We start from the raw sequence: 24,444 nt of genomic DNA on the forward strand, positions 1-24,444 counted from the left end.
CAGGGGAAAGGGCGCGTCCGGGCCGTCGCCCGTGGTACCGGGCGGTTCATCCCTGCACATGCAGGGGAAAGCGCGGACTATGCCATCATCGAACGGGGCGGGCGGGTTCATCCCTGCACATGCAGGGGAAAGCACAGAAGAGAGGCTGTCGTGACGATTGCTTTGGGTTCATCCCTGCACATGCAGGGGAAAGCGGTTCGGGCTGCACCCCATAACCGTCTGCCGGGGTTCATCCCTGCACATGCAGGGGAAAGTCCACCTGCTTATCCCCGGGGGCGAACGGAGAGGGTTCATCCCTGCACATGCAGGGGAAAGAGGGCGATGGCGAGAAGCACCATCGCAGGGTTGGGTTCATCCCTGCACATGCAGGGGAAAGGGTAGCCGCAGGCATCTGAAAAAACGATGATTTCCGGAAAAAGTCCAGGACTATTCTGTGGCTTTTCTGCGCAGGGCGTAATGGTCGTCGTAATCGACGATGGTTCGTTTCGGGGCGCCCAGGCTGCGCAGGTCCAGATCCATGGATTTTCTGGTGTCGCGGTGGATCATCAGGACCATGCCGCGCGGTTCCGCCTCCCACCAGCGGGTCAGGATGTCCCAGATCCGCTCGCGGGAGCCCTTGTCCAGGTCCATGCTGACATAGACGCCGGGATGCACGTTCAGCATGACGGACCGCAGGAATCCGTGGAACCTGTCGGCCGTGTCGGACAGGCAGATCACAATCATCAGGCCAGCACCTCCTTGATGTCATCGATGATGGTGTCGATGAAGCCCGTATCGCGCACATGGGCGGAGACGGCGCGGCGGCAGATCCGGTCCAGGCTGTCCGTCGCCCCCTGGTCGATCCGCTTCACACAGCGGAAGGCAAGGGGCACCGTGACCGACGTCCGGTACAGGTCGCAGATGTCCAGGGTCCAGCTCTTCGCGCTGTCCTCGTGCAGGAAGCCCAGGGGCGGCAGGGTGCCGGTGGCCTGGACGGCGATGGCGACACAGGCCTCCACCGCGGTCACCACATGGTTGATGGCCTGGTTGGGCAGGTCGTCGCCGTCGGGGTCGCTGCGATCGAACCGGCGGCCGCGCCAGACGATCCCCGCCTGGGCGGCGATCAGCTCATAGCTGTGCCTGATCCGCGCCGCCTCCATCCCCCGCAGGCTGTCCAGCGAGGTGGCGCGCGGCGTCTCCCCGAAGCGCTTCGCGTACATGCGCTTGGCCACCATGATCCGGGTGCTCTCCCCCGCCCACCAGGTGGCCTGCTGCCGGGCCAGCGTGCTGTCCCGGTCGAACAGCGGCGGGGCGGTGTACAGCCGCGTTCCGTCGGAACCGACGAAGGCGAGGCAGGTGCCATGCCCGGAGCAGTGGCGCACGGCGTCATGGGTGATGGAACTGCCGGGACCCAGCAGCACGGCGTTCAGCCGCTGGTACGGCAGTTCCAGCTCCTCCCCCCTGTCGTCGAAGGCGATGACCAGACTGCCGTTGTCGATGGACAGCCGGCAGCGCTCCACATAGATCAACCCGTTGCGGGACTTCTGGGGAATCCGGGCCGCATCCAGGCCCAGCCGGCCTTTGAGCATGTCGAGGGACCTCCTGTCCGTGGAAAAAGGGAGCATGGGCGGGCTGCGGACCCGCCCCGTGCGGCGGGGTCATCCCTGCGGGGGCAGGGGCGACGCCGTTTCACCGTCGGCGGCCCGGGCGGGCTCGGGTTCATCCCTGCGGGGGCAGGGGCGACCGTGCCGCCCCGCGGGCCGTGGAACGCGTTCAGAATGCGTTCGAACCGCTTCGCCGCTCCAAAAGGGTGCCGCCAGCCCGTCACCGGCTTCCACGGCGCGCTTTCCGCCGCCGCCTGAAGGTCACCACCCTCACCCTGCGTAGCCGCATCCGCCGGCCCTGCGCTAGACTGCGCTGGGCGCACGCGACACGGTGATACTCTCGCGGCCGTAGCACGCCGGGGCAACCCGGCGGAGCGCCATGTGGGGTTACCTGCGAGGCCCCACCGTGCGCCCACCTTATTTCCCGCCCTGTTCCTGCCGGTCGTAGAGCACCTGGGGTTAATCCCTGCGGGGGCAGGGGCAGGGGCAGGGGCGACGGGCGCAGGCCGTCGTCCACTTCGATGACCTCGGGTTCATCCCTGCGGGGGCAGGGGCGACCTGGAGCAGCTAAGTCCGACCGCTCGGCGCCGGGGTTCATCCCTGCGGGGGCAGGGGCGACGGGAAAGGGCATCCCCGACCGGACGGGCTAGAGGGTTCATCCCTGCGGGGGCAGGGGCGACCGGCCGATGCCGGGATCGACGAAGACCTGATGGGGTTCATCCCTGCGGGGGCAGGGGCGACCGCTGCGCGGGGGCGGCGGCCATTTCCTTGTCATTGCGGCCTCAGCCCCCAACCCCTACAATATCCTGGGGCACGAGGCCGCCCATCTGAACCTGCGGGAGGGACGGGTCGATGACGGACAATACGGACGGTTCTTCCGCCAGGACGCCGGCTGGATCGACGAACGGTATCGACTGGACGAGGGTCTCTATCCACCCCGCCGGCTCGGCGAGGAGCGCTACGCACACCTCGCCGGGGAATTCATCGGCGGATGGGCCCCCGTTGGAGATCGTGGGCACGCTGTCGGCCCGCAGGACCTATCCCCTGAGCGACTGACCCCCCACCGGGATCTCCTGGAGGATCTGGGCAGCGGCCGTACCGGCGCGCTGGCTGGCCGGCCGGCGATCCGCGACGCCTACATCCACGAAGTCACGCGGGGCGTGGGCCCAGACGATCCGCGCCTGCCTACCCCCGGCCAAGTGGCCCGGCTCGGCCTCGGCGTCGGGCGCGGCGTCGGCTCCGGCGATCGGCCCCAGGGTGCATCCCTGCGGGGGCAGGGGCGACATCCGGCATTTCCTCAATCAGGCCGGACACCAGGGTTCATCCCTGCGGGGGCAGGGGCGACACCCTGCTCTGGCCGCGCCCGGTGCCTGTACAGGGTTCATCCCTGCGGGGGCAGGGGCGACTCCTCGGGGTATCGGTCCGTCTCGTCGCAGGCGGGTTCATCCCTGCGGGGGCAGGGGCGACGCCACCCTGACCGGCGTCACCCCGCGCATCCTGGGTTCATCCCTGCGGGGGCAGGGGCGACAGTTCCTTGGCGATGGCCTTCATGGCGCCGGTGGGTTCATCCCTGCGGGGGCAGGGGCGACTCCATGGTGACGCCGTAGATCCAGCTCTTCGCGGGTTCATCCCTGCGGGGGCAGGGGCGACCTCGTGGAGCGGTCGGAGGTGCTGACTGTCGGGGGTTCATCCCTGCGGGGGCAGGGGCGACGCAGGACGTGTCCATGGCCGCAGCCCCGCCGTCGGTTCATCCCTGCGGGGGCAGGGGCGACAAGCTGGTGCCGGTGGGGCTTACGCCGGCCATGGGTTCATCCCTGCGGGGGCAGGGGCGACGGTCTCGGCAGCGCGCATACCGCAGGCTTCAGGGGTTCATCCCTGCGGGGGCAGGGGCGACTGGATCTTCGACCGCGGCATCACCCAGGAGCAGGGTTCATCCCTGCGGGGGCAGGGGCGACCTGCGCGTCTCGAACTGCTTGCGCCCGGCGAAGGGTTCATCCCTGCGGGGGCAGGGGCGACGCGAGCACGTCCTCATAGGTGACCTGTCGCAGGGGTTCATCCCTGCGGGGGCAGGGGCGACGAACCACTCCCGGACCTTCGCGGCGTCAGTCAGGGTTCATCCCTGCGGGGGCAGGGGCGACCCCGAGCCCGGCCGCGCCTCACGCCCCCACCAGGGTTCATCCCTGCGGGGGCAGGGGCGACTCAAACAAACCCACTGTCCCGCGGGACGACCAGGGTTCATCCCTGCGGGGGCAGGGGCGACATCACGGTCATCGACCAGGATGGCCGGACCCTGGGTTCATCCCTGCGGGGGCAGGGGCGACAGCCGGCGCGTTCGGCCGCGCGGGCGATGATCGGGTTCATCCCTGCGGGGGCAGGGGCGACTCGGCGTCGTCCGCCTCCAGCACCGCGACCTGGGGTTCATCCCTGCGGGGGCAGGGGCGACCGGATCTGTTGTGCGACAGCCTCAGCGCCTGCGGGTTCATCCCTGCGGGGGCAGGGGCGACCATCGGTCGCCCTCCATGGCGTCCAGGAACGAGGGTTCATCCCTGCGGGGGCAGGGGCGACGATCTGGCCCGGACCGAACACGACCTCCGGCGGGGTTCATCCCTGCGGGGGCAGGGGCGACCCTTAGCGGCGCACGGCATGAAAAACACCCGCCGGTTCATCCCTGCGGGGGCAGGGGCGACTGTGGCGGCAAGGGGTTGGTCCAGAACAAACTTTCAAAGGAAGTCTTGCCTGTTCTATCCCCTTGTCCCGGGTTCTGCAAGTCTGGCAAGTCATGAGCGCTGTCGGGAGGTCGGGGTCCCGGTCCGGGGAGCGGGGATGGAAGTCTTTGCCGGGGTCTGGTCCTGGTTGTTTCTTTCCCTGCCGAACCGCGACGGGCAATGCCCCCAGGCCATCACCCCCAGGCCATCACCCCCAGGCCATCAACCCCAGGCCATCACCCCCGGATCATCACCCGGGGGCCGCCGCCCGGCGGGGATCGGCCGGGCGGCGGAGGGTCGGTATTCACGATGTCCAGGACCCGGTGCCCGCGCGCGCCGTGCCCCGTCCCCCTGCCGTCGGGCAGCGCCCGGCGGACAGGCGGCGGGGATCAGCGGGCGGGGGCGATCTGCATCAGGCCGTTGCCATAGGCGCGACCGGCGCCCAGACCCTGGACCAGCGTGGCGCGGAAGGCCTGCGGGTCCGTCACGGTCAGCAGGCCTTCATAGGTGACGGCGCCGAAGCGGATGGAGCGGTCGCGTCCGCCCAGCTTCGCGCCGGCGCGCAGGCTGGCACGGTCATAGTCCAGCACATCCACGGCCCCCTCGACGGGGGCGAAACCGCCCCGCCGGCCCTGGCGGGCCAGCCAGTCCAGGGCCGCGTGCTCTGCCGTCTTCTCCAGATTCTCCGGCGTGCGCTGCTCCTCCGGCAGGTCGCGCCAGGCGGCGACGATCACATCCTGCCGCCGGCCGCGCCGCTCGCCCGGCCGGGGCTGCCAGCGGCTGGCGACGGCCCTCAGGTGGAAGCGCAGGGTCAGGCCCGGCGCCAGCGCCGGGTCGAACGGCCGGGTCGTGATGGTCCAGATGCCGCCCAGCCCGTCCTCCGGCGGCACCCGCGACCGGACGATGGCGGAGAAGGGCCGTGTTCCCTCCACATGGAACAGGAACAGCCCCTCCCGCCGCGCCGTCGGGCGGTCGGGGAACAGGGTCCAGAGCATGCGGTGCGCGAACTGCCCGTCCTGGCGCCGCATGTCGGGTCCCAGGATGGACTGCAGGGCCGCCGGGCTGCGCGGGGCCAGGACGACCCGGCTCTCCCAGACGGGTCCCGTCACCGCCGGCACCCCGTCCGGCCAGCGCCCGGATGCCGTCTCCGGTGCGTCCTCCAGGTCGATGTCCGTCATGCCGCCCCTCCTGTCGTCGCCGCGGGTCGGGGCAGGGTGGCCACCAGCTCCGTCCGCTCCTGGAAACGCTGATAGATGCGACCGCCCGGCAGCGGCAGGGGATCGGGCCGGTCCCGCCGCCGCAGGGCGCGCAGGGCGCCCGTCGCCGCGTCCGCCACGGGCGCACCGGGATAGTCCTCGTCGACAGCCAGGGTCTGTACGGCCTCTGCCGCCTCCACCGCCCTGCGCAGCAGGAACAGCGGCCGGTCCAGGCCGGGCTTCCGCTGCCACGGCCAGCCATAGTCCAGCAGGACGGACAGGGGGCCGGGGCCGGTCCGCACCTCCGGATCGGGGGGCAGGCCCAGGGTGCAGGCCTTGCGCCCGGCATAGAGCGGCCAGTGCGGCGTGCGCAGCGCCTGCGCCAGCCGGTCCAGCGGCACGCCGGCAGGGTTCAGGGTGGCCACCGCCACGGTCCACAGGCCCAGGGACCAGTATTCCCGCCGGGACAGGAGCGCCCCCTCCTGTTTCCCGCCCGCCAGCGCGGGGCGCAGCTCCTCGAACCGGGACCAGTGCTCCCGCCCCTCCGGCCGGTGGGCGCGGCTGATGGTGTGGTAGTCGGGCTGCGGGTCACGGGTCGGGCGGATGCCGGTGCGCACGGCGAACCGCAGCGCCTCCGACAGGCGGCCGAGATGCGCCCGCTCCAGCCCCAGCGCCGCCCCCAGCAGGCCGGTGAGCGCGGAGCGGGACGGGTCCAGCTCCGTCGCCTTCCAGGCGGTGGTGGCCGACGACTGCGATGCCGCCCCCCAGGCGCCGTAGGGCGCCGCCAGCGTGAAGCACAGATGCGCGACCGGCTCCGTCATGCGCCCCGCCCCTGCACGAACCGCCGGAAGTCCTCCACCGTCCAGACCTCCGGCGCCCGGGGAGCGTCGTTGCCGCGGGCGGGGGGATAGGCGTTCAGAACGCAGACCGCGTTGCCCAGGCCGTAGGCGGCGGTCAGGGCGCGGTGGAAATCCGTCAGGCGCCGGATGGACGCGCACATCAGGTCAGTGACATCCTCCGTCGCCTTCACCGGGTCCAGGAAGGCCAGCCCCAGATTCAGGGCCGGATCGCCGCCGCGGGTCGCCAGGACATAGCTGGCGGCCACGTCGCTGGCGTGGCTGTTGCACTTGCCGCGCGGCTGGGAGAACAGCAGGCCGGTCAGGAACGTGTCCACCGCCTGTACGGTCAGCCGCTCCGCCTCTTCCGCGCTGCGGCCCCGGGACAGGGTGGTGCGCAGGTGGCCCCGGTCCAGCACCGCATGCTGATAGTAGACGCCGCCGCCGAAGAAGGCATAGCCGGTGATGACAGCCCCCGTGCCGCCCAGCACCTTCAGCTCCTCCCCGGCGGAGAAATAGTCCCCCTCCAGGGCGAATCGGTGGGTGGTGAAGGCATGGCCGACGGCGCAGGCGGCCTCCACGTTGAAGTTGGCGTTCGCCGCCACCATGCGCCCGAACAGGGCGGTGTCCAGGTCGTGGTCGGCCTTGGTCAGCAGGCTTTCCTTGCACACCTGCCGGACCCAGCCCTCCAGCACGGCGGGGAAGCCGTCGCGGTCCGCGGCCCAGGCGGCGGTCAGGTGGGCGATGCCCTCCTCGATCCGCGCGAATTCCCGGGTGGAGATGACGAGGCCCTGTTCCGTGCCGACCTGTCCGGTCAGCCACTCCTGTTCCGCGGCGGCCCGGTCCAGCCCCCGCTTCTCCATCATATCGGTGACGGCCTTTTCCTTCTTCTTGTAGGCGTCCTCCTGCTTCTTCGGATCGGGGGCGGCGATGGCCTGGGCATCCTCCGCCTTGGGGGGCTTGCCGCCGCCGCCGGTGGCATGGTTGACCGCCAGCGCCGCCCAGACGGCGGAGGTGGTGTCGATCCCGGCCGCGGTCAGTTTCAGGAAGGTGTGGATACCCGCCTTGCGCGTGCGGGTGGCGCGCTGGGCCGTGGGGAAATGGGGGGCCAAGCGCAGGGCCCGCTTCTTCGCCTGGCTGGAGATGCGGCCCCGCGTCACCCCGCCCAACTGGCAGGTCTTGGGCCGCCCGTCCTCGTCCCGGTTGACATTGTGCGGCGGGAACGCGGTCAGCACATGGAACTGGATCATGTCCGCGACGGCCACGGGGGGCAGCAGGCTGTCAGGCATCGTTGGGCTCCATCAGGTCGGCGAAGGCGTCATGGTTGGTCTGGAAATAGGACAGCAGGATCTGGCGCCGGGCCGCATCCCGGGCGGCCGGCCGGTGCCAGGCCTCGACGACACGGGCGATGTCGGCGACGGGCGCCTTTTCCTTCTCCAGCAGGCGGATGGCGCCGCGCAGCAGGCGCAGGAACTCGTCCGGGTCGTCCGCCGTACAGATCAGGCGCAGCCGGTCGCCGCTGACCCGCGGCTTCCCCGTGTCCTGCCTGCGCACGGCGAAGGCGCGGCCCAGAGCGGCCCCGGTCCGCACCGCCATCGCGCCCGTATCCTCATCCACCGTGGCGAGCGCCATGGCGATGCGGGCCACCGTCTCGGCCTCGGGGTGACGATCCATCCGGGCGTCCGCCATCAGGGCGGCGGGCAGGGCATAACTGGCGGGCACCATGCAGGCCTCCGTCACGGTCTGCGCCCGGCGCAGGGCGGCGCGGTCGCCGCGGGCCAGCGGCTTCTGCAAGGCGGCGAACCAGCGTTCGACCGCGGTGCCCTTTCTCTTCTCGGGCGTTCTCTTCTCGGGCGTTCCGTCCGGCGGGGTGTCCGCCGGGTCCTTTCCGGTCTCACTCATGTGTCGGACCCCGTTCAGTCGTCGGATTCACGATTTTTGCAAGTTCTTTCAGCAGCCAGTTGCGCACTGCCGGGATGGGGTGGCGCTCACCGGACGTCACTTCTTTGTCCTTGAGCTCTTTCGGAATCGTCTTGTCCGTTATGCCGGTCCAGTCGATGGGGAAGGTTTCGTCGAACAGCGCCAGCGCCAGACGGCCGGTCCGCTTCAGCAGCTTGGTCCGCGACTCCGCCGCCCCGGCCTGCCGCGTCGCCCGGTCGGGGATGTCGCGAGCCAGGGCGGCCAGAGTGGCGGCGTGCTCCGTCGCCTGCCCGTCCACCGCAGCCAGCAGGGCATCGTACAGAGCGTTGTCGAGTTCCAAGGATTGGTTGTTGGCTTTTTTCTTTTTGTTGTCTTTGGAAAGATTTTTTACGGCTTTCTTCAAATTTTCAGCGATGCGAACCAAACGGTCAACGTCTTCAGAGACAATTTCCCCCAGCCATGATTGGCCTTCATCTGGCAGGTGCCAGACGGGCAGTTCGTACTGGCTGGTTCCTCCTATATTTGATGACCCGTAACAATACTGCGCAAAACAGCGTACCTTTATGGCTCCGTCTTCAATAATAGCTGTTGTGCGTCTTCCATGTTCAGATAATTCTTCGGATGCTGAAAAAACACTTCTGAACTGACGCAGTGATGGAGGTTGGTGTATGATTATTTTTGAATTTTTGTTCTTCGCGTTGCTGAATATCGCTGTTTCAATCCAGTCATTGAATCGCAGTGGCCCGTTGGCAGACAGGAACTGAGGTTCATCGGGTTTCTTGGGGTTCTCGAGCCTGACCGCTGCGTAAAACCACCAATCCGGCGTCTCATACTGAAGTCCGCGCGGCCATCTGCTGAAAGATTTGAACGCTGGCCCGTCCATGCCTGTAAGATCGCAACGATCGATTACTGGCGGCGCCAGTAGGTACCGGCGGGTCATGGGAATATGAGCGGGGTGCAAGGTAGCGCGGCTCATCGACCGCGTGGCGCGCGCGTTGTTGCTGTCCAGTGACATGTCGCGCAGACCAGAATCCAGCCAGGGAAAGGCCGTGGGATCATCCGGCCGGGCTGGCCAGACAGCATCGCCGCCGCCCTCCGTCCCCCGGGTCAGGACGTTCAGCCAGATCGTTTCCCATAGAGTGCGACCAACCAGTTGAAATAATATGCAGGTGCGGCCATGTGGCAGAGAATAGTAAGACCCCTTCTTGTCAATAAATAAGACTTGGTTAGCATATAATATTGGTAGGACAGCGCCTGCGCCTATTGTTCTTATGCTGCCGCGTCGTGTAAAAAAATCCTTGTTTCGTTTTTCCGCATTTTTGGTGGGGAGATCCGGCAGCAATGCGCCTATCCCAACTGGTCCTTCCTCCTCCTCCTCCTCTCCGTCCTCTTCCGCCTCGGGCGCGGGTTTGCGCGATCCGGCCGGTTTCTTCGCGTCCGCCTCCGCCAGACGCTCCGGGGCGGGGCGGACCTGCAACGCCGGATGGGTCGGGTGGTCCAGCCGGAACGTCTCCCGGTAGGGTGCCAGGGCCGCGGCCAGCGCCTCCGGCCCCGGCGGCTCGACCAGCATCCGGCGCCACGCCGTCGCATCCTCCGGCGCCAGGGCCGCCTGCAGGATGTCCCGCATCAGGAACTCGAATCCCCGGTCCGCCAGCGGGTGCCCCAGGCGCACCCCCAGGATCGGGTCGTCCCCGTGGCGGGAGGTCAGCTCCAGCGGCGTGGCGACGCCGGGGCCGGAGCGTCGGTCAACGGGAATTTGGCAGTCGAACCAGTACATATCGCCCCCGTTCGTCGTCTGTTCACACTAAAGGCGGATGCGGTGGTAAAAGGGTACGTACTATGGTGGTAGGATGCGGCGCCGAAATATGCGGCGCAATGCCCAGGTGTCGGTGATGGCGGATATGTTCTCCCGCTGGGGCAAGGCCCGCAGCGGTCTGCATCTCCTGGTGTTCCATCTTCTGGACGTTGCCGCTGTTCTGGATGCGGGGTTCGAGCGGCGGCCGGCGCTGCTCGCCCGCCTTGCGGACGGGCTGGGCCTGGACCGGGATGCCGCGCGGGCGATGCTGCTGACCGTCCTGGCGCTGCACGACATCGGCAAGGTGGCGACCGGGTTCCAGGCCTCGGACCGGGAGGCGGCCGGGGCGCTGGGCCTTGCCCTGGCCGGGCAGGAGCGGATGCGGGAGCATCACAGCGCGGTCGGTCAGGCGCTGCTGCTGCGGCTGCTGACCCGGCACCGCGCCGGATCGGGCCTGCCCGACGGGGGCGCGGCGGCGCTGCCGGTGATGGAGGCGCTGTTCGCCCTGTCCACCGGCCATCACGGGCGGCCCGTCCTGGGCCTGCCGAAGGTCAGTCTGCTGATGGAGACGGGGGCGCTGACCGATGACGACATGGACATCGCCGCGACCCTGGTCCGGGCGGTGGCGGGGCTGTTCGGCTGGCGGCAGGGGATTCCGGACCGGGAGGGGCTGACGCGCCTGTCGCCGCTGCTGAACGGGCTGTTCACGCTCTGCGACTGGCTTGGCTCCTCCGACCATTTCGCCTGCCGGAACCAGCCGCAGGAGCTGCGCGCCTATTACGAGGGCACGGCCCTGCCGACGGCGCGGCGGATGCTGGACACCATCAGGCCGACGCCCTTCGGACGGCTGACGCCGCGGCCGCCCGCCGGCTTCGCCGCGCTGTTCCCCCGGCTGGGCCGGGACGGGGCGCCGGCGGTGCCGACGCCGTTGCAGGCCCTGGCCGACCGGCTGTTCACGGCCGACGCCCTGCCCGACGGACCGCTGCTGACGATCATCGAGGACCTGCCCGGTGCGGGAAAGACGGAGGCCGGGGACCTGATCACGCACCGGCTGATCGCGCTTGACCGGGCAGACGGCGCCTATGTCGGCCTGCCCACCATGGCGACCGCGGACGCCGCCTTCGCCCGCAGGTTCGACCGCGACGGCGGCCTGGATTTCGGGGCCGCCCTGTTCACGGAGGTGCCGCAGGTGGTCCTGGCCCACAGCCGCCGCCACCGCACCCCGGGTTACGCCGTCACCCCGACCCGCGCGGGCCTGGAGGAGGGGGAGGGCTATGCCCTGGACTGGTTCAACCGCTCCTCCCGCCGGGCCCTGCTGACGGATCTGGGGGTGGGCACGGTGGACCAGGCGCTGGCCGGCGCCCTGCGCGCCCGCTACGCCACGGTGCGGCTGGCGGGGCTGTGGCGCAAGGTCCTGCTGGTGGACGAGGTCCACGCCTATGACAGCTACATGCAGACGCTGCTGCACGCGCTGCTGCGCTGGCAGGGCCGGATGGGCGATCCGGTGGTGCTGATGTCCGCCACCCTGCCCGCCCGCCTGCGCCAGGACCTGATCCGCGCCTATGCCGAAGGGGCGGGCTGGGCCGACGTGGCGGCCATGGCGGAGCGGACCCGGCCGGGCGCCTATCCCCTGCTGACCCTGGTCAGCGGACAGGGCATCGCCCAGCACCCGCTGGCTCCCGTGCCCGGCCCTGGCACCCGCCCCGTGCGGTTCGAGGCGGCGCACGACCTGGACACGGTGGAGGACCGCCTCCGCGGCTGGCTGGCGCAGGGCCGCTGCGTGCTCTGGTTCCGCAACACGGTGGGCGACGCGGTGGCGGCGTGGGAGCGGCTGTGCGACCTCGATCCCCTGCTCTACCACGCCCGCTTCCTGCCGGCGGACAGGTCGCGGATCGAGGCGGCGCTGCTGGATGCCGTCGGCAAGGACAGTTGTCCGGCGGCGCGGCGGGGCCGCCTGGTCATCGCCACCCAGGCGGCGGAGCAGAGCCTGGACCTGGATGCGGACGAGATGGTGATCGACCTCGCCCCGGCGGACGCGGTGGTGCAGCGGCTGGGGCGGCGGCGGCGCCATGCCCGGATGCCGGACGGCGCGCCCGCCCCCGACGGGGTCGAGCGACGGCCCGACGGCCCGGTCCTCCTGCTGACGCCGCGGCCCGACCGACCCGGCCCGGCCTGGTACCGCAGCCTGTTCGGCGGGGCGGCGCAGATCTATGCCGACGATGCGCGGCTGTGGCTGACCGCGCGCTGCCTTCTCGATCCGGGCGCGATTCCAGGCCGTCGCCCCGGCCTGCCGCCCGATGCCCTGATCCTGGCCGACGATCTGCGCCCGCTGATCGAGGCGGTCTATGCCGCGGAACCGGCCGGGGTCCCCGATGCCCTGGCGGCCCGGCACCTTGCGGCGGAAGGCGCCGATATCTCCAGGAAGCAGCGGGGCCGGGTGGCGCGCCTCTCCTTCCGCCAGGGGCTGTGCGAGGAATGGGCGCAGTCCGGCGAACAGGCGGAGCCGACGGAGGACGACCCGCGGACCCGCCTGATCGACAGCCACACCGTCCTGCTGGCGACCTACGGCGACGGGCCGCCGCGCTTCCTCGGGGCCGGGGACGACCGGGCGCTCAGCGTGGTGGAAGCCTCCGAATGCCGCTGCCCCCGGCGGCTGGAGCCGCTCAGAGGCCAGGAGGCCCTGGTGCAGCAGCTTCTGACGGGCGGACTGGACGATACCGACCGGCGCAAGGCCGGCCGCGCGCCCGTGATCTGGCTGCGACCGGCGGGCGACGGCCTCTGGCGCGGCCGCGCGCTGGACCTTTCCGATGCGGAGGAAACCGGGTCTCGGCCGGGGTCACCGGCAGCCGCGACGGAGGTCATCGTCGAATACTGCCGGACACGGGGCCTGCGGGTCCTGCCGCAACGGCAGGCGGAGCCGCCGGCGCGTAGCGGGAAGGAAGCAGGGAAAGTGTAGTGGGAAGGGCTAAGCCCTTGAAGAAGCTGGCGGACCCGGCGAGATTCGAACTCACGACCTCTGCCTTCGGAGGGCAGCGCTCTATCCAGCTGAGCTACGGGTCCATGCCACGGGGCGAGGCGGCCGGGGCGCCGGCCGTCGCTGTGGCGCGGACCATAGCGCATCGTTCCGGCCCATGCAAACACTCCGATGCACTTCTCCTTACATCGCTGCCCAACGCAGCTTCCAAGGCTCCGCGTGGAGCAGCCACATCGGCATTGCGGGCGCTGTTATCCTTTGGCACTCATGATGGCATTCCCCAGCTTAGCTACATCCTCCTTAATCGCAGATTCGCCATCGCTTAATCTAATGATCATATAGTATACTCTGGGTGGAGCTCTGTTTGTTTGGAATCTGAATTTTTCATATAAAATATCCGGCCTTTCAGCTATAAATGTTTGATCGTCCATGGCGTCTTTTCTATTAAAATTGGAAAGGCTCTGTCTGCAAAGAAAATACTTACTGTCATATTTTGCCAGAAATCCAAGCTTATTGTGGTCGTGATCTGGAAATGGTATGGAAAATTTAACATTTCCCGGCTTCATGATGATGACAAAATTTTCAGAATTCTCTTTTACACTGAAGCGATAATTACCAAAATCCATATTTTTTAAAGGGCTTATTGATGCATAGATTTCATCTTTATTTGTTACTCGAACTACATTGCCAATTATCATAAATTTTCTCCGTTTTCAATTAGCGATGGCGCGTGTTGTCTGGTTTGGCAATACTCAAATTGCCTGTTTTTTCAAAATTGATCGACTGAGCGCCTCCATTTTGAGTTTTGGATATATGTCTAAAAAATTCTACATTGATACTCTACCGACTTTCCTCTGGTCTGTCGACTCTCACTACGGAGTTCTGTTCCCTTTCCTCCCCGCACCGCCATCCTGCCCCGGCCGGGGCGGTGCGCAAGGAGTGCGGTAACCCTTATTGGGGAGGGAAGCCTGCCGGACGGATACTGGAGACGGGAGAAGCGTCGTGCCATCTAGGGTACTCGTTTCCGCGTCCCCGTGGAGACCGATGTGAGGTGTACTCCGTCGAGCCTGCTCGACTTTCTTTCCGCCGCCGGGCGCCGCCTGGAGGCGTCCCTCGATCCCGAGGAGACGATCCGGGCCGTGGCCGGGCTGGCCGTTCCCGACCTTGCCGACGGTGCCGTCCTGGACCTGCTGGAACCGGGCGGGGGCCGCCGCCGGGCTGCGGTGGCGCACCGCCGGGCCGACGCCCTGGCTGCGCTGGGGCCGGTGCCGGCGGCCGTCGCCGCGGACGATGCGCTGGCTGCCCTGGCGCCCCTGGCCGACGGGATGCGGCCGCCGCCCTGCCTTGCCGATACCGGGCCGGGGGTGGCCGGACCGGGGGTGGCCGAGGCGGTGCCGGGCACGGCCTCGGCCCTGGCCGTGCCGGTGGAGGCCCGTGGCGAGATATTCGGCGTGCTGACCCTGCTGCGCGACCGCCGGCGCGCCCGTTTCGGGACCGAGTCGCTGGCCCTGGCGGCGGAGCTGGGCCGCCGCGCCGGTGCGGCCCTCGCCCAGGCCCGCGACCACCGCAAGGCACAGGACAGCGAGGCCCGCGAGCGTACCCTGTCGCTGGAACTGTCGGCACTGATGGCGGCCGTCCCGGCCGCCGTCTGGATCGCCGGCGACCGCGGCGACCGGGTCTGGATGAACGGGACGGCCGCGCGGCTGCTGCACCTGTCCCAGGCTGCCCCCCAGGGCGACCCTCAGGGGGCTTCCCAGGGCGTCGTGGCCGATCCGGACGTGGTGCTCCGCCAGGTGCGCCGGCTGCGCCGGGGCGGCGAGGATCTCACGCCGGCGGACCTGCTCGCCCATCTGGTCAAGCCGGACTGCCCGGAGGGCGGGCAGCGCAACGTGGAGCTGGAGCTGCGTGCCCGCGGCGGCAGCGTGCGTCACCTGCTGGGCAACGTCGCTCCCCTGGCCGGTCCGGCGGGCGGCTCCCGCGGCAGCATCGCCGCCTTCGTCGATGTCACGGCCATGCGCCGGGCCGAGCGGACCCTCCGGGCCAACGAGCACCGCTTCCGCGAGATGGCCGACATGGTGCCGGCCGTGGTCTGGACGGCCGACCGCCATGGCCGGGTCACCTATGTGAATGCCCGCTGGAGCGACTGGACCGGCACCCCGGCCACGGCCGCCGCGGCCGGCCGCTGGGCCGACTGCGTCCATCCCGGGGACCGCGACCGCGTGCTGGACCGCTGGCGGGCCTCGGTCGCCGACGGCAGCCCGTTCGAGGTCGAGTACCGGCTGCGGACGGCCGACGGCGGCAGCCGCTGGCACCTCTGCCGGGCCCTGCCGCTGCGCGGCGCCCGCGGTGGCATCGCCGCCTGGTTCGGCACCAGCGTGGACATCGAGGACCGCCGCGTCGCCGAGGAGGAACTGCGCGAGGCGCGCCGGGTGGCCGAGCAGGCCGACCGCGCCAAGTCGCAGTTCCTGGCCGCCGCCAGTCACGACCTGCGCCAGCCCTTCCAGGCCATGCGGCTGCTGCTGCACCTGCTGACCGACCGGCTGGACCGGCCCGAGCAGCGCGAGCTGGCGCACAAGCTCTCGGTCGCGCTCGGCTCGGGCGAGGAGCTGCTGCGCGCGCTGCTGGACATCTCCATCCTGGACGCCGGCACCGTCTCGCCCGCCATCGCCCCGGTGGAGCTGACCCCGCTGCTGGTCCGGCTGGTGTCGGAGGCGAAGCCGCAGGCCACGGCCAAGGGGCTTCGGCTGCGGCTGCGCATCCGCTCGGCCGCTGCCCTCACGGATGCGGTGCTGCTGGAGCGGATGCTGCGCAACGTGCTGTCCAACGCAGTCAAGTACACCGCCGCGGGCGGCATCTTGGTCGCCTGCCGGCCACGCGGTGACCGCGTGCGGGTGGAGGTCTGGGACACCGGCCGCGGTATCCCAGAGGACCGGCTGGACACCGTGTTCGAGGAGTTCGTGCAGCTCGGCAACCCGGAGCGCGACCGCAGCAAGGGGCTGGGGCTGGGACTGTCGATCGTGCGCCGGGCGGCGCGCATGCTGGGCCATCCGATCCGGCTGATCTCCCGCCCCGGCCGGGGCACGGTCTTCATGATCGAGCTGCCGGCCGCACGCAGCGCCGTGCGCACCCTGCCGCCGACGCCGACGAAGGCGGCGGCGCTGGCCGGCACCGTGCTGGTGGTGGAGGACGACGCGCTGCAACGGCTGGCGATGCAGCAGCTTCTGGTGAGCTGGGGGCTGACCGTGCGGGTCGCCGGTGCCGTGGCGGCGGTGCCGAAGGCGGTCGCCGGGATCGTGCCCGACCTCATCATCACCGATCTGCGCCTGCCCGGCGAAGCCAACGGCTTCGACGCCATCGCGGCGGTGCGGGCCGCGGCCGGCCGCCCGGTTCCCGCCCTGGTGCTGACGGGGGAGACGGGGGCGGCGGAACTGCGGCAGGCGGCGGAGCGGGGCCACCGCCTGCTGCACAAGCCCTACAGCCCGCGCGAGCTGCGCCGGGTGCTGGAGGATCTGCTGCCACGCGCGTGAACAGGGCGCGTGAGGGGGCGGCGGGGCCGGCCCTACTCCGCCACCTTCAGCACGCCGCGGCGGATCTGGTCGCGCTCCATGCTCTCGAACAGGGCCTTGAAGTTGCCCTCGCCGAAGCCCTCGTCGCCCTTGCGCTGGATGATCTCGAAGAAGATCGGGCCGATCACCGTCTCCGTGAAGATCTGGAGCAGGTACTTGCCGTCCTTGCCGTCCAGCAGGATGCCGCGGCGGCGCAGCTCCTCCACCGGCTGGCCGTGGCCGGGCAGCCGCTCCTCCAGCATCTCGTAATAGGTCTCCGGCGGCGGCGTCATGAAGCGCACGCCCGCCTCCTTCAGCGCGTCCCAGGTCTTCAGGATGTCCTGGGTCAGCAGGGCGACGTGCTGGATGCCTTCGCCACGGTACTGCTCGATGAACTCCTGGATCTGGTCCACCCGGTCGGAGCCCGGCTCCGACTTCGACTCGTTGATCGGAATGCGGATGCGCCCGCACGGCGCCGTCAGCGCCCGGCTGGTCAGGCCCGTATACTCGCCGGTGATGTCGAAGTAGCGGATCTGGCGGAAGTTGAAGAGGCGGCCGTAGAAGTCCGCGAAATGGTCCATCCGGCCCTTGCGCACATTGTGCGTCAGGTGGTCGATCACCTGCAGCCCGGCGCCCGCGGGACGCTGGTCCACACCGGGCAGGGGCACGAAATCCATGTCATAGAGGGTGGGGGCGCCGGACGGGTGGCCGTCATAGCGGTCCACCAGATAGAGCAGGCTGCCGCCGATCCCCTCGATGGCCGGGAGGGTCAGCTCCATCGGCCCGGCCTCGGGCGCGACGGGGGTGGCCCCCATCTCCACCGCGCGGCGCAGGGCCGCCGCCGCGTCGCGCACGCGGAAGGCCATGGCGCAGGCGCCGGGGCCGTGGGCGCGGGCGAACTCCGCGGCGCGGCCGGTCTTCTCCCCGTTCAGGATGAAGGTGATGCCGCCCTGGCGGTACAGGCCGACATCCTTGGTCCGGTGCCGGGCGACCTGGGTGAAGCCCATGGCCACGAACAGCCGGTCCAGGGCGCCCGTGTCCTCGGCCGCGAACTCCACGAACTCGAACCCGTCGGTGCCCATGGGGTTCTCCCACAGGTCGCCGTCCGTCCTGTCAGCCTCGTCGCGTCGTGCGGTCGCCGTGGTCATCGTTTCCTCCGGTGGTCCTGCTCGGGGGTATCCCCCGGTTTCCCTCAGGGGATTCCCCTCGGGAGACCGTCCGCCGCTTCTCATGCCCGGTCGGCCTCGGTCCGCGAAGCGTCCGGGCGGTCAGCGTGACGGCAGGTCGCACCCCCGGGATCGCCGATCCGGAAGCCCGACCGTTTCACATGATACGGTCTTCCCGGGGGCATTTCCTTGCGAATCGCCCGCCCGCCGGGCACGATCGCGCAACAATCAGCCCCGACCCGGAGGGAGGCCGGCAGAACATGGGGAAATCCGCGCTCGATGCGGCAGATCTGCGCATCCTGGAGGCGTTGCAGCGCAACGGCCGCCTGTCCAACGTGGATCTGGCGGACCAGGTGGGGCTGTCGCCCAGCCCCTGCCTGCGCCGGGTCCGCGACCTGGAGGAGGCCGGCTACATCCAGGGCTACGCCGCGATCCTGGATCGCCGCCGGCTGGGGCTGGGCGTCGTCGCCTTCGTGGAGGTGAAGATCGACCAGAACGCCGAGGGCGACACCGTCTTCCGCCGCGCCGTGGAGCGCATCCCGGAGGTGGTGTCCTGCTTCGTCATGACCGGCACCATGGATTATCTGCTCCAGGTCGTGGTGCCGGACCTGGACGCCTATGCCGAGGTCAGCATGAAGCGGCTGTTGCAGATCCCCGGCGTGAAGGACGTGCGCTCCAGCTTCGTGCTGGACGTGGTCAAGCACTCCACGGCCCTGCCGCTGCCGCCGGTGTGAGGGCGCGGCCCCGTTCCCGCGCCCCGTTCCCCGCCGGCCGCGTTATCCTGGGGCCGCCCGGTCCGTTATCCTGACACCGGGTGTCCCCCGACCGCGGAGACTGCCCATGCCCGCCGATCCCGCGCCCGCCCCGCCGGGGCCAGCCGTCTCTGACCCGCCGGGTTCCGCCGGGCCGGTTCCCGACCGGCGCGACGGGGTGCTGCGGCTGCCGGACGGGCGGTTGCTGGGCTATGCCGAATACGGCGATCCGGCGGGGCCGCCGCTGCTCTACTTCCATGGCTATCCCAGCTCGCGGCTGGAGGCCGGCCTGATCCCGCTGCACCATGTCCGGCTGATCGCGCCGGACCGGCCGGGCTACGGCCTGTCCGCGCCGAAGCCGGGCCGGCGCCTGCTGGACTGGCCGGCCGACGTGGCGGCGCTGCTGGACCATCTCGGCCTCGCCCGCGCGGCGGTGCTGGGCATGTCCGGCGGCGGCCCCTATGCCGCGGTCTGCGCCCATGCCCTGCCCGACCGGGTGACGGCCACCGCCATCGTCTGCGGCATCGCCCCGCCGGACGGGGAGGGCGACGGAACGGGGGAAAGGCCGGAGGACGGAACGGGCGACGGGCCAGGGAAGGAGACGGACTGGGCCGGCGGCAGCCCGGCCGGCTTCCTGCTGCGGCTGGGCCGCCGGCCGGTGGCGCTGCGGCTGGCGGCGGCGGCAGTGCGGCAGGTCGTGCGCAGCACCGACCCGCTGGCCGTCGCCACGATGCTGCGCGCCCGCGCCGGGCTGCCGGCCAGCGACCGGGTGCTGCTGGGGCCGGGCGTGGGCGACCGGGTCGTCGCCGGCTGGCGGGAGGCGCTGCGCAGCGGCATCGCCGGCCCCCTGTCGGACGCCGCCATCTATGCGGCCCCGTGGGGCTTCGCGCTGGAGGACATCCGGGGCCGGGTCGCCGTCTGGCACGGGACGGCGGACACCACCGTGCCGCTGGCGGCGGGCCGCCGCTTCGCCGCCCGCATCCCCGGGGCGACGGCGCACTTCCTGGCGGGGGAGGGGCACTTCTCCCTGATCTTCAGGCACCACCCCGCCATCCTGACGGACCTGCTGGGGGCCGACCGGCCGGCCTGACCGGCAGGGGTGAACGGCAGGCCGGTCGGGCAGGTCCTGCCGCGGCGCAGCGTTCTCCGCGGCAGGACGTTGCCGGCGGCGGGCTGCCGTCGGCACGATCTTGCCCGTGCGGGGGCACCGCCGGGGCCGTTCGCAAGGAAATGGCCCCCTTTCCGCGATAAACTTGCCGAACTTGCATCGGAAAACCGACCCTGCGCGGTAAAGCGGGGCGGCAGATCGGTGCGGCAGATCGGTGCGGTGGACAGGGGAGGACGCCATGGGTAACGGCAGTGCGGCAGCAGGTAACACCGCAGGCGGCGGCGCAGGCGACGGCTTCAAGCAGCGCACGGCTGGCTCCGGCAAGACGGCGAAGGAACTGCGCGGCGACTATTCCGCCATCGCCGGGGACTTCACCGTCGATCAGGGCTGGGAGCGCTACACGGTGGAGGAGCACGCGCTCTGGCGGGCGCTCTACCGGCGGCAGTCGCGCCTGCTGCCCCGCTACGCCGCGCCGGAATTCATGGACTGCCTCGCCCGGCTGGAGGCCGAAGACGGCATCCCCGACTTCCGCCGCGCCTCCGACCGGCTTCAGGCGGCGACCGGCTGGCGCCTTGTCGCGGTGCCCGGCCTGATCCCGGAGGACGCCTTCTTCGACCATCTGGCCGCGCGACGTTTCCCTGTCAGCACCTGGCTGCGCCGGCCGGAGGAGATGGACTATCTGGAGGAGCCGGACGTCTTCCACGACTTCTTCGGCCATGTGCCGCTGCTGCTGCATCCGGTCTTCGCGGACTATCTCCAGGCCTATGGCGAAGGCGGGCAGCGGGCCCTGCGGCTGGGCCGCATCGAGCATCTGGCCCGGCTCTACTGGTACACGGTGGAGTTCGGGCTGATCGCCGGGGCGGACGGGCTGCGGGTCTATGGCGCCGGCATCCTCTCCTCCGCCGGGGAGACGCCCTTCGCGGTCGAGAGCCCCAGCCCCAACCGCATCGGCTTCGACCTGGAGCGGCTGATGCGGACCCGCTACCGCATCGACGACTACCAGCAGACCTATTTCGTGATCGACAGCTACCAGCAGCTCTTCGACGCCACCGCGGTGGATTTCGCGCCCGTCTACGACCGCATCGCGGACCGGCCCGACCTGCCCCCCGACGCCGTGCTGGCGGGCGACCGCGTGCTGACCCGCGGCACCCAGGAACGGGTGCGGGCCCCGGCGGCGGAATAACGCCCCCGCCTGCGGCCGGTCCGGCCCTGTCCTGCCCCGTCCGCACCTTCCCCTTCGGGGCGGACCCGTCGCCGCGCGCACGGCACGGTTCCGCTTACGGGCCTTTGCGCCCGGCCGGACCGCGGTCTATCAAGTGGGACAAATCCCACACCGTTCCACGCCCAGCCCGCGGGGGTCCAGGTCATGTGCGGCATTGCCGGCTTCCTTTCCAACCGCCACTGGACCGCCGATCCGGACCTGTCCTGGCTGGACCGCGCGGCGGACGCGCTGGCCGCCGCCACGCCCGACGATCCGGCGGGGATCGATGCGGCGCTGGACCTGCTGGCCGGGCGCTTCGACGCGCTGATGTCGTTCGGCACGCATCTGGCCGCCGCCACCCGTCCCGCGGTCCGCGCCCGGCTGGAGGCGGCGGCGGTGCGGGCACAGGCGCTGGAGGCGGCCCTGCGCGCCGGCCCCCGCGCCCGCGAGGAGGCGGTGGAGCGGGTGGCCGAGCGGTTGCGCGACTACGCCTGGCAGCTCGGCACCGAGGTGGTCGCCAACATCGACCGCACCCTCGCCCTGATGCCCGACGCCTCCGCCGCCAACCGGGCGCAGCATCTGGTCGCCTGGGGCATCGGGCAGACGCTGGAGAACCTGGACCGGCTGGAGGTGCGCGGCCGCGACAGCGCCGGCATCGCCGTGCTGCTGCGGCTGGCGCCGGCGGCCCCCTTGCGCGACCTGCGGTCCCTGCAGGCCGTGGCGCGCGAGGCGGGACGGGAGTTCGGCGACCAGGACGGCGGCATCGCCCTGCACGCCCTGGCCGATGGCGGCCTGACCGCGCGCTTCACCTACAAGGTGGCGCAGCTCATCGGCCGGCTGGGCGACAACGGCGCCAGCCTGCGCGCGCGGGTGCGCGGCGACGCCCTGCTCTGGCGCCTCGCCGCCCAGGCCGAGGGGCTGAGCGCCATCGCGCACACCCGCTGGGCCTCGCACGGGGCGATCAACCTGACCAACTGCCACCCGCTGAACGGCAGCCTCGCCGGGGAGGCTGCCACGGAGCTTTCCGCCGACGCCGACGCGGTGGCGGTGCTGAACGGCGACGTGGACAATTACCGCGCCCTGAAGGAGACGCTGGTGGAGGCCGCCGGCCACGCCATCGCCGCCCCGGTGACGACGGACGCCAAGGTGATCCCGGTGCTGTTCCGGCTGCACCAGGGCAACACCCCGGTGGAGGAGCGGGTGCTGGCGACGCTGCGCCGGCTGGAAGGCTCCATGGCCATCGTCGTGCAGCACCCCGACGACCCCGAGCGCCTGCATCTGGGCCAGAAGGGCAGCGGCCAGAGCCTGTTCGTGGCCGAGGGGCCGGACGGGCTGATCCTGGCATCGGAGAATTACGGGCTGGCGCCGCGCGCCCGCGCCTCGGTGGCGCTGGCGCAGGTGGAGCGCGGCGGCCTTGCCGTCGTGCTCTCGACCCGGCCGGGCGACCCGGCGCTCGCGGCCCGCGGCATCGACGACGGCGCGCCGGCCGCGCTGAAGGCCGAGCCGATCGAGATCTTCTCGCGCGACATCTTCCGCGGCGGCTTCGAGCACTTCTTCGAGAAGGAGGTGCACGAGGCTCCCGCCAGCGTGCGCAAGACGCTCGCCGGGCGCTACCGCCGCGGCGGCCGCGAAGCCGCCTTCGAGACGGGCGAGGGCAGCCCCTGGGCCGCGCTGCGCCGCCGCCTGTCCGATCCCGACCGGCCGGCGGTGCGGCGCATCTGGGTCACCGGCCAGGGCACCGCCGCCATCGCCGCCATGGGGGTGGCGCACCTGATCCGGCAGGCCCTGCCGGGCAGCGGCATCCAGGTGGAAAGTGCGAAGGCGTCGGAACTGTCCGCCGACCTGGAGGGGGCGGGGCTGGAGGACGCGCTGGTCGTCGCCATCAGCCAGAGCGGCACGACAACCGACACCAACCGCACCGTTGATCTGGCCCGCGCGGCCGGCGCCTGGATCCATGCCATCGTCAACCGGCGCAACAGCCCGCTGGTGCGCAAGTCCGACAGCCACCTGTTCACCAGCGACGGCCGCGACATCGAGATGGCGGTCGCCAGCACCAAGGCCTTCTACAGCCAGGTCGCGGCCGGCAAGCTGACGGCGCTCTGCCTCGCCGACGCATCGGGAACGCTGCCGCCGGGCCAGATCCATGACGAGCTGGTCTGCCTGGAGTCGCTGCCCGCCCGCATCCAGGAGGTGCTGGACGAGGAGGCGGAGATCGCCCGCTGTGCGGAGGCCTATGCGCCCTTCAACCGCTACTGGGCGGTGGTCGGCAACGGCCCGAACAAGATCGCGGCGGAGGAGATCCGGATCAAGCTGTCGGAACTCTGCTACAAGTCCATCCCGGTGGACTACACCGAGGACAAGAAGCATATCGACCTCTCGACCGAGCCGCTGACGCTGGTCATCGCCAACGACATGCCGGCGCAGCTCGCCCAGGACACGGCGAAGGAGGTCGCCATCTTCAAGGCGCACAGCGGCAAGCCGATCGTCTTCTGCGCCAAGGGCGAAACCTGCTTCGACGCCTATGCCGAGGCGGTGGTGCGGCTGCCCTCCGCCGGGGCCGGGCTGGACTTCGTGCTGGCCACCGTGGCGGGGCATCTCTGGGGCTTCCACGCGGCCCGCGCCATCGACGCCCGCGCCCATGTCTTCCGCGAACTGGCCTCGGTGGTGAACGAGCGCGCGGCCCGGGACGATGCGCGGCTGGACGACGTGGCCGACCGGCTGGAGGCGGAGCTGGAGCGCATCGCCGCCGGCGAGATGGATGCCGCCCTGCCGCCGCGGCTGGCCGCCGGGCTGGCGCTGCTGGCGCCGAAGCTGCGCGGTTTCCACCAGCTTCCCCGTTGCGGCGCCGCGGAGCGCGAGGCCCTGGCCGGGCGGGCGGAGGCGCTGCTGCGCGCCGCCTTCGAGGAAACCAGCCGCCCGATCGACACGATCCGCCATCAGGCGAAGACGGTGACGGTGGGCATCAGCCGGCCGGGCAAGGAGATCGGGCCGGTGCTGCTGGCGGCGCTGGCCGCGCTCGAGGTCGCGCCGACGGCGCTGGCCGAGCACGACCGCCGCATGCTGGCGGCGCTGTCGCCGCTGGTGACGGCGGTGCCGGGCGGCATCCTCTACCGCCAGACGGGGGAGGGACCGGACGGGGCGCCGCTGTTGCAGGCCGCGCGCAAGTGCGGTCGCTCGGCCGTGCCGTCGGGCTACGACCGGCCGCGGCCGGCGGCGGGCAGCAAGCGCCGCGCCCTGCGCCTGGGCCGCGCCATCCTGTCGGGCGGGCCGCACGGGCGGGAGAGCCTGCTGCTGGTGCCGGTGTTCGACGAGGCCGACTGGGAGGTCACGGGGCTGGTGCTGCTGCATGCCGAACTGGCGCCGCAGGCGTCCCTGCAGCAGAAGACGGCGCTGCTGAAGGACCTCAAGCTCTACGAGGACCTGCTGGACGCCTTCAGCGAGACCAGCCACGCCACCGGCCGCACCGACTTCCCCGCCTTCGTCGCCGCGGCCAGCCCGCGCGACCTGCTGTTCCGCCCCGCTGCCGACCTGCTCCGCCAGCCCTGACGGGGTAGGCCGGCCGGGCGGGTCCGGCCTGCCGGGGATCGTTCCGCCCCGCGAAAGGTGAGGGACGTTAACGAATGGGCAATCTCCATCCGGGCACTCTGGCTTTGCCATGCCGGA

The 24,444-nt window shown here is 70.7% G+C and carries 15 protein-coding genes, 1 tRNA gene and 1 CRISPR repeat array; of the genes, 6 read left to right on the forward strand and 10 right to left on the reverse strand.

Going from position 1 to position 24,444, the window contains the following annotated elements:
- Positions 1–426: 426 nt before the first annotated feature.
- The 7 genes from cas2e to RC1_RS20920 form a co-directional block, all read right to left on the reverse strand.
- Positions 427–723: a type I-E CRISPR-associated endoribonuclease Cas2e gene (cas2e, locus tag RC1_RS15955; protein ID WP_012568472.1), complete on the reverse strand. Its 297-nt coding sequence runs from the start codon at positions 721–723 to the stop codon at positions 427–429.
- A complete protein-coding gene (gene cas1e, locus RC1_RS15960) occupies positions 723–1,568 on the reverse strand; it encodes a type I-E CRISPR-associated endonuclease Cas1e (RefSeq protein ID WP_012568473.1) in 846 nt (281 codons plus the stop codon). Before cas1e ends, cas2e begins: the two co-directional genes overlap by 1 nt.
- Before the next feature lie 1,270 nt (positions 1,569–2,838).
- A CRISPR array of direct repeats spans positions 2,839–4,270; the repeat unit is 29 nt; unit sequence GGGTTCATCCCTGCGGGGGCAGGGGCGAC.
- A gap of 407 nt (positions 4,271–4,677) precedes the next feature.
- Positions 4,678–5,466, reverse strand: coding sequence for a type I-E CRISPR-associated protein Cas6/Cse3/CasE (cas6e, locus tag RC1_RS15975; RefSeq protein ID WP_012568474.1), 789 nt, complete (start codon positions 5,464–5,466; stop codon positions 4,678–4,680).
- A complete protein-coding gene (gene cas5e, locus RC1_RS20355; RefSeq protein ID WP_012568475.1) occupies positions 5,463–6,305 on the reverse strand; it encodes a type I-E CRISPR-associated protein Cas5/CasD in 843 nt (280 codons plus the stop codon). The genes cas6e and cas5e overlap by 4 nt, the downstream gene beginning before the upstream one ends.
- Complete coding sequence (locus RC1_RS15985) at positions 6,302–7,609, reverse strand: type I-E CRISPR-associated protein Cas7/Cse4/CasC (protein WP_012568476.1); 1,308 nt, start codon at positions 7,607–7,609, stop codon at positions 6,302–6,304. Before RC1_RS15985 ends, cas5e begins: the two co-directional genes overlap by 4 nt.
- On the reverse strand, positions 7,602–8,222 hold the full coding sequence (gene casB, locus RC1_RS15990) for a type I-E CRISPR-associated protein Cse2/CasB (RefSeq protein ID WP_012568477.1): 621 nt from the start codon (positions 8,220–8,222) through the stop codon (positions 7,602–7,604). Before casB ends, RC1_RS15985 begins: the two co-directional genes overlap by 8 nt.
- Complete coding sequence (locus tag RC1_RS20920; protein ID WP_012568478.1) at positions 8,215–10,017, reverse strand: type I-E CRISPR-associated protein Cse1/CasA; 1,803 nt, start codon at positions 10,015–10,017, stop codon at positions 8,215–8,217. Before RC1_RS20920 ends, casB begins: the two co-directional genes overlap by 8 nt.
- Before the next feature lie 115 nt (positions 10,018–10,132).
- Between RC1_RS20920 and cas3 the strand changes: the two genes are divergently transcribed.
- On the forward strand, positions 10,133–12,991 hold the full coding sequence (gene cas3, locus RC1_RS20360; RefSeq protein ID WP_184446354.1) for a CRISPR-associated helicase Cas3': 2,859 nt from the start codon (positions 10,133–10,135) through the stop codon (positions 12,989–12,991).
- 27 nt (positions 12,992–13,018) lie between these two features.
- On the opposite strand, the gene RC1_RS16005 is transcribed toward cas3, so the two are convergent.
- Positions 13,019–13,095 (reverse strand) — tRNA-Arg (locus tag RC1_RS16005).
- A 165-nt stretch (positions 13,096–13,260) separates the two neighbouring features.
- Positions 13,261–13,707, reverse strand: a complete 447-nt coding sequence (locus RC1_RS21565) for a hypothetical protein (protein WP_148213479.1) — start codon at positions 13,705–13,707, stop codon at positions 13,261–13,263.
- Between the two features lie 348 nt (positions 13,708–14,055).
- On the opposite strand from RC1_RS21565, the gene RC1_RS20365 reads away from it, so the two are divergent.
- Positions 14,056–16,536 carry an ATP-binding protein gene (locus tag RC1_RS20365; protein WP_148213480.1) on the forward strand — a complete coding sequence of 827 codons (2,481 nt, stop codon included), beginning with the start codon at positions 14,056–14,058 and terminating at the stop codon, positions 16,534–16,536.
- Between the two features lie 32 nt (positions 16,537–16,568).
- Here the strand turns inward: RC1_RS20365 and hppD are convergent, their stop codons facing one another.
- Positions 16,569–17,702, reverse strand: coding sequence for a 4-hydroxyphenylpyruvate dioxygenase (gene hppD, locus RC1_RS16015; protein WP_012568481.1), 1,134 nt, complete (start codon positions 17,700–17,702; stop codon positions 16,569–16,571).
- A 278-nt stretch (positions 17,703–17,980) separates the two neighbouring features.
- Between hppD and RC1_RS16020 the strand changes: the two genes are divergently transcribed.
- The 4 genes from RC1_RS16020 to RC1_RS16035 all read left to right on the forward strand — a co-directional run bounded on the left by RC1_RS16020 (position 17,981) and on the right by RC1_RS16035 (position 24,327).
- Positions 17,981–18,454: an Lrp/AsnC family transcriptional regulator gene (locus RC1_RS16020; protein WP_012568482.1), complete on the forward strand. Its 474-nt coding sequence runs from the start codon at positions 17,981–17,983 to the stop codon at positions 18,452–18,454.
- 106 nt (positions 18,455–18,560) lie between these two features.
- Positions 18,561–19,562, forward strand: a complete 1,002-nt coding sequence (locus tag RC1_RS16025; protein ID WP_012568483.1) for an alpha/beta fold hydrolase — start codon at positions 18,561–18,563, stop codon at positions 19,560–19,562.
- A 256-nt stretch (positions 19,563–19,818) separates the two neighbouring features.
- The gene (gene phhA / locus RC1_RS16030; protein ID WP_012568484.1) at positions 19,819–20,763 is read left to right on the forward strand and encodes a phenylalanine 4-monooxygenase; all 945 of its coding nucleotides are present in this window, start codon (positions 19,819–19,821) and stop codon (positions 20,761–20,763) included.
- A 183-nt stretch (positions 20,764–20,946) separates the two neighbouring features.
- Positions 20,947–24,327 carry an SIS domain-containing protein gene (locus RC1_RS16035; RefSeq protein ID WP_012568485.1) on the forward strand — a complete coding sequence of 1,127 codons (3,381 nt, stop codon included), beginning with the start codon at positions 20,947–20,949 and terminating at the stop codon, positions 24,325–24,327.
- The last annotated feature ends 117 nt before the right edge of the window (positions 24,328–24,444 follow it).

Origin of the sequence: Rhodospirillum centenum SW (genome assembly GCF_000016185.1) — a bacterium.
In the GTDB taxonomy this organism is placed as follows: Bacteria; Pseudomonadota; Alphaproteobacteria; order Azospirillales; family Azospirillaceae; genus Rhodocista; species Rhodocista centena.

What these genes read in the sequence shown, in the direction of transcription:
- casB (WP_012568477.1), bottom strand. Translation starts at nt 8,222, where the DNA reads ATGAGTGAGACCGGAAAGGACCCGGCGGACACCCCGCCGGACGGAACG.
- phhA (WP_012568484.1), top strand. Translation starts at nt 19,819, where the DNA reads ATGGGTAACGGCAGTGCGGCAGCAGGTAACACCGCAGGCGGCGGCGCA.
- RC1_RS16020 (WP_012568482.1), top strand. Translation starts at nt 17,981, where the DNA reads ATGGGGAAATCCGCGCTCGATGCGGCAGATCTGCGCATCCTGGAGGCG.
- RC1_RS21565 (WP_148213479.1), bottom strand. Translation starts at nt 13,707, where the DNA reads ATGATAATTGGCAATGTAGTTCGAGTAACAAATAAAGATGAAATCTAT.
- cas1e (WP_012568473.1), bottom strand. Translation starts at nt 1,568, where the DNA reads ATGCTCAAAGGCCGGCTGGGCCTGGATGCGGCCCGGATTCCCCAGAAG.
- RC1_RS16035 (WP_012568485.1), top strand. Translation starts at nt 20,947, where the DNA reads ATGTGCGGCATTGCCGGCTTCCTTTCCAACCGCCACTGGACCGCCGAT.
- cas3 (WP_184446354.1), top strand. Translation starts at nt 10,133, where the DNA reads ATGGCGGATATGTTCTCCCGCTGGGGCAAGGCCCGCAGCGGTCTGCAT.
- RC1_RS20920 (WP_012568478.1), bottom strand. Translation starts at nt 10,017, where the DNA reads ATGTACTGGTTCGACTGCCAAATTCCCGTTGACCGACGCTCCGGCCCC.
- RC1_RS15985 (WP_012568476.1), bottom strand. Translation starts at nt 7,609, where the DNA reads ATGCCTGACAGCCTGCTGCCCCCCGTGGCCGTCGCGGACATGATCCAG.
- cas6e (WP_012568474.1), bottom strand. Translation starts at nt 5,466, where the DNA reads ATGACGGACATCGACCTGGAGGACGCACCGGAGACGGCATCCGGGCGC.
- RC1_RS16025 (WP_012568483.1), top strand. Translation starts at nt 18,561, where the DNA reads ATGCCCGCCGATCCCGCGCCCGCCCCGCCGGGGCCAGCCGTCTCTGAC.
- cas5e (WP_012568475.1), bottom strand. Translation starts at nt 6,305, where the DNA reads ATGACGGAGCCGGTCGCGCATCTGTGCTTCACGCTGGCGGCGCCCTAC.
- hppD (WP_012568481.1), bottom strand. Translation starts at nt 17,702, where the DNA reads ATGACCACGGCGACCGCACGACGCGACGAGGCTGACAGGACGGACGGC.
- cas2e (WP_012568472.1), bottom strand. Translation starts at nt 723, where the DNA reads ATGATTGTGATCTGCCTGTCCGACACGGCCGACAGGTTCCACGGATTC.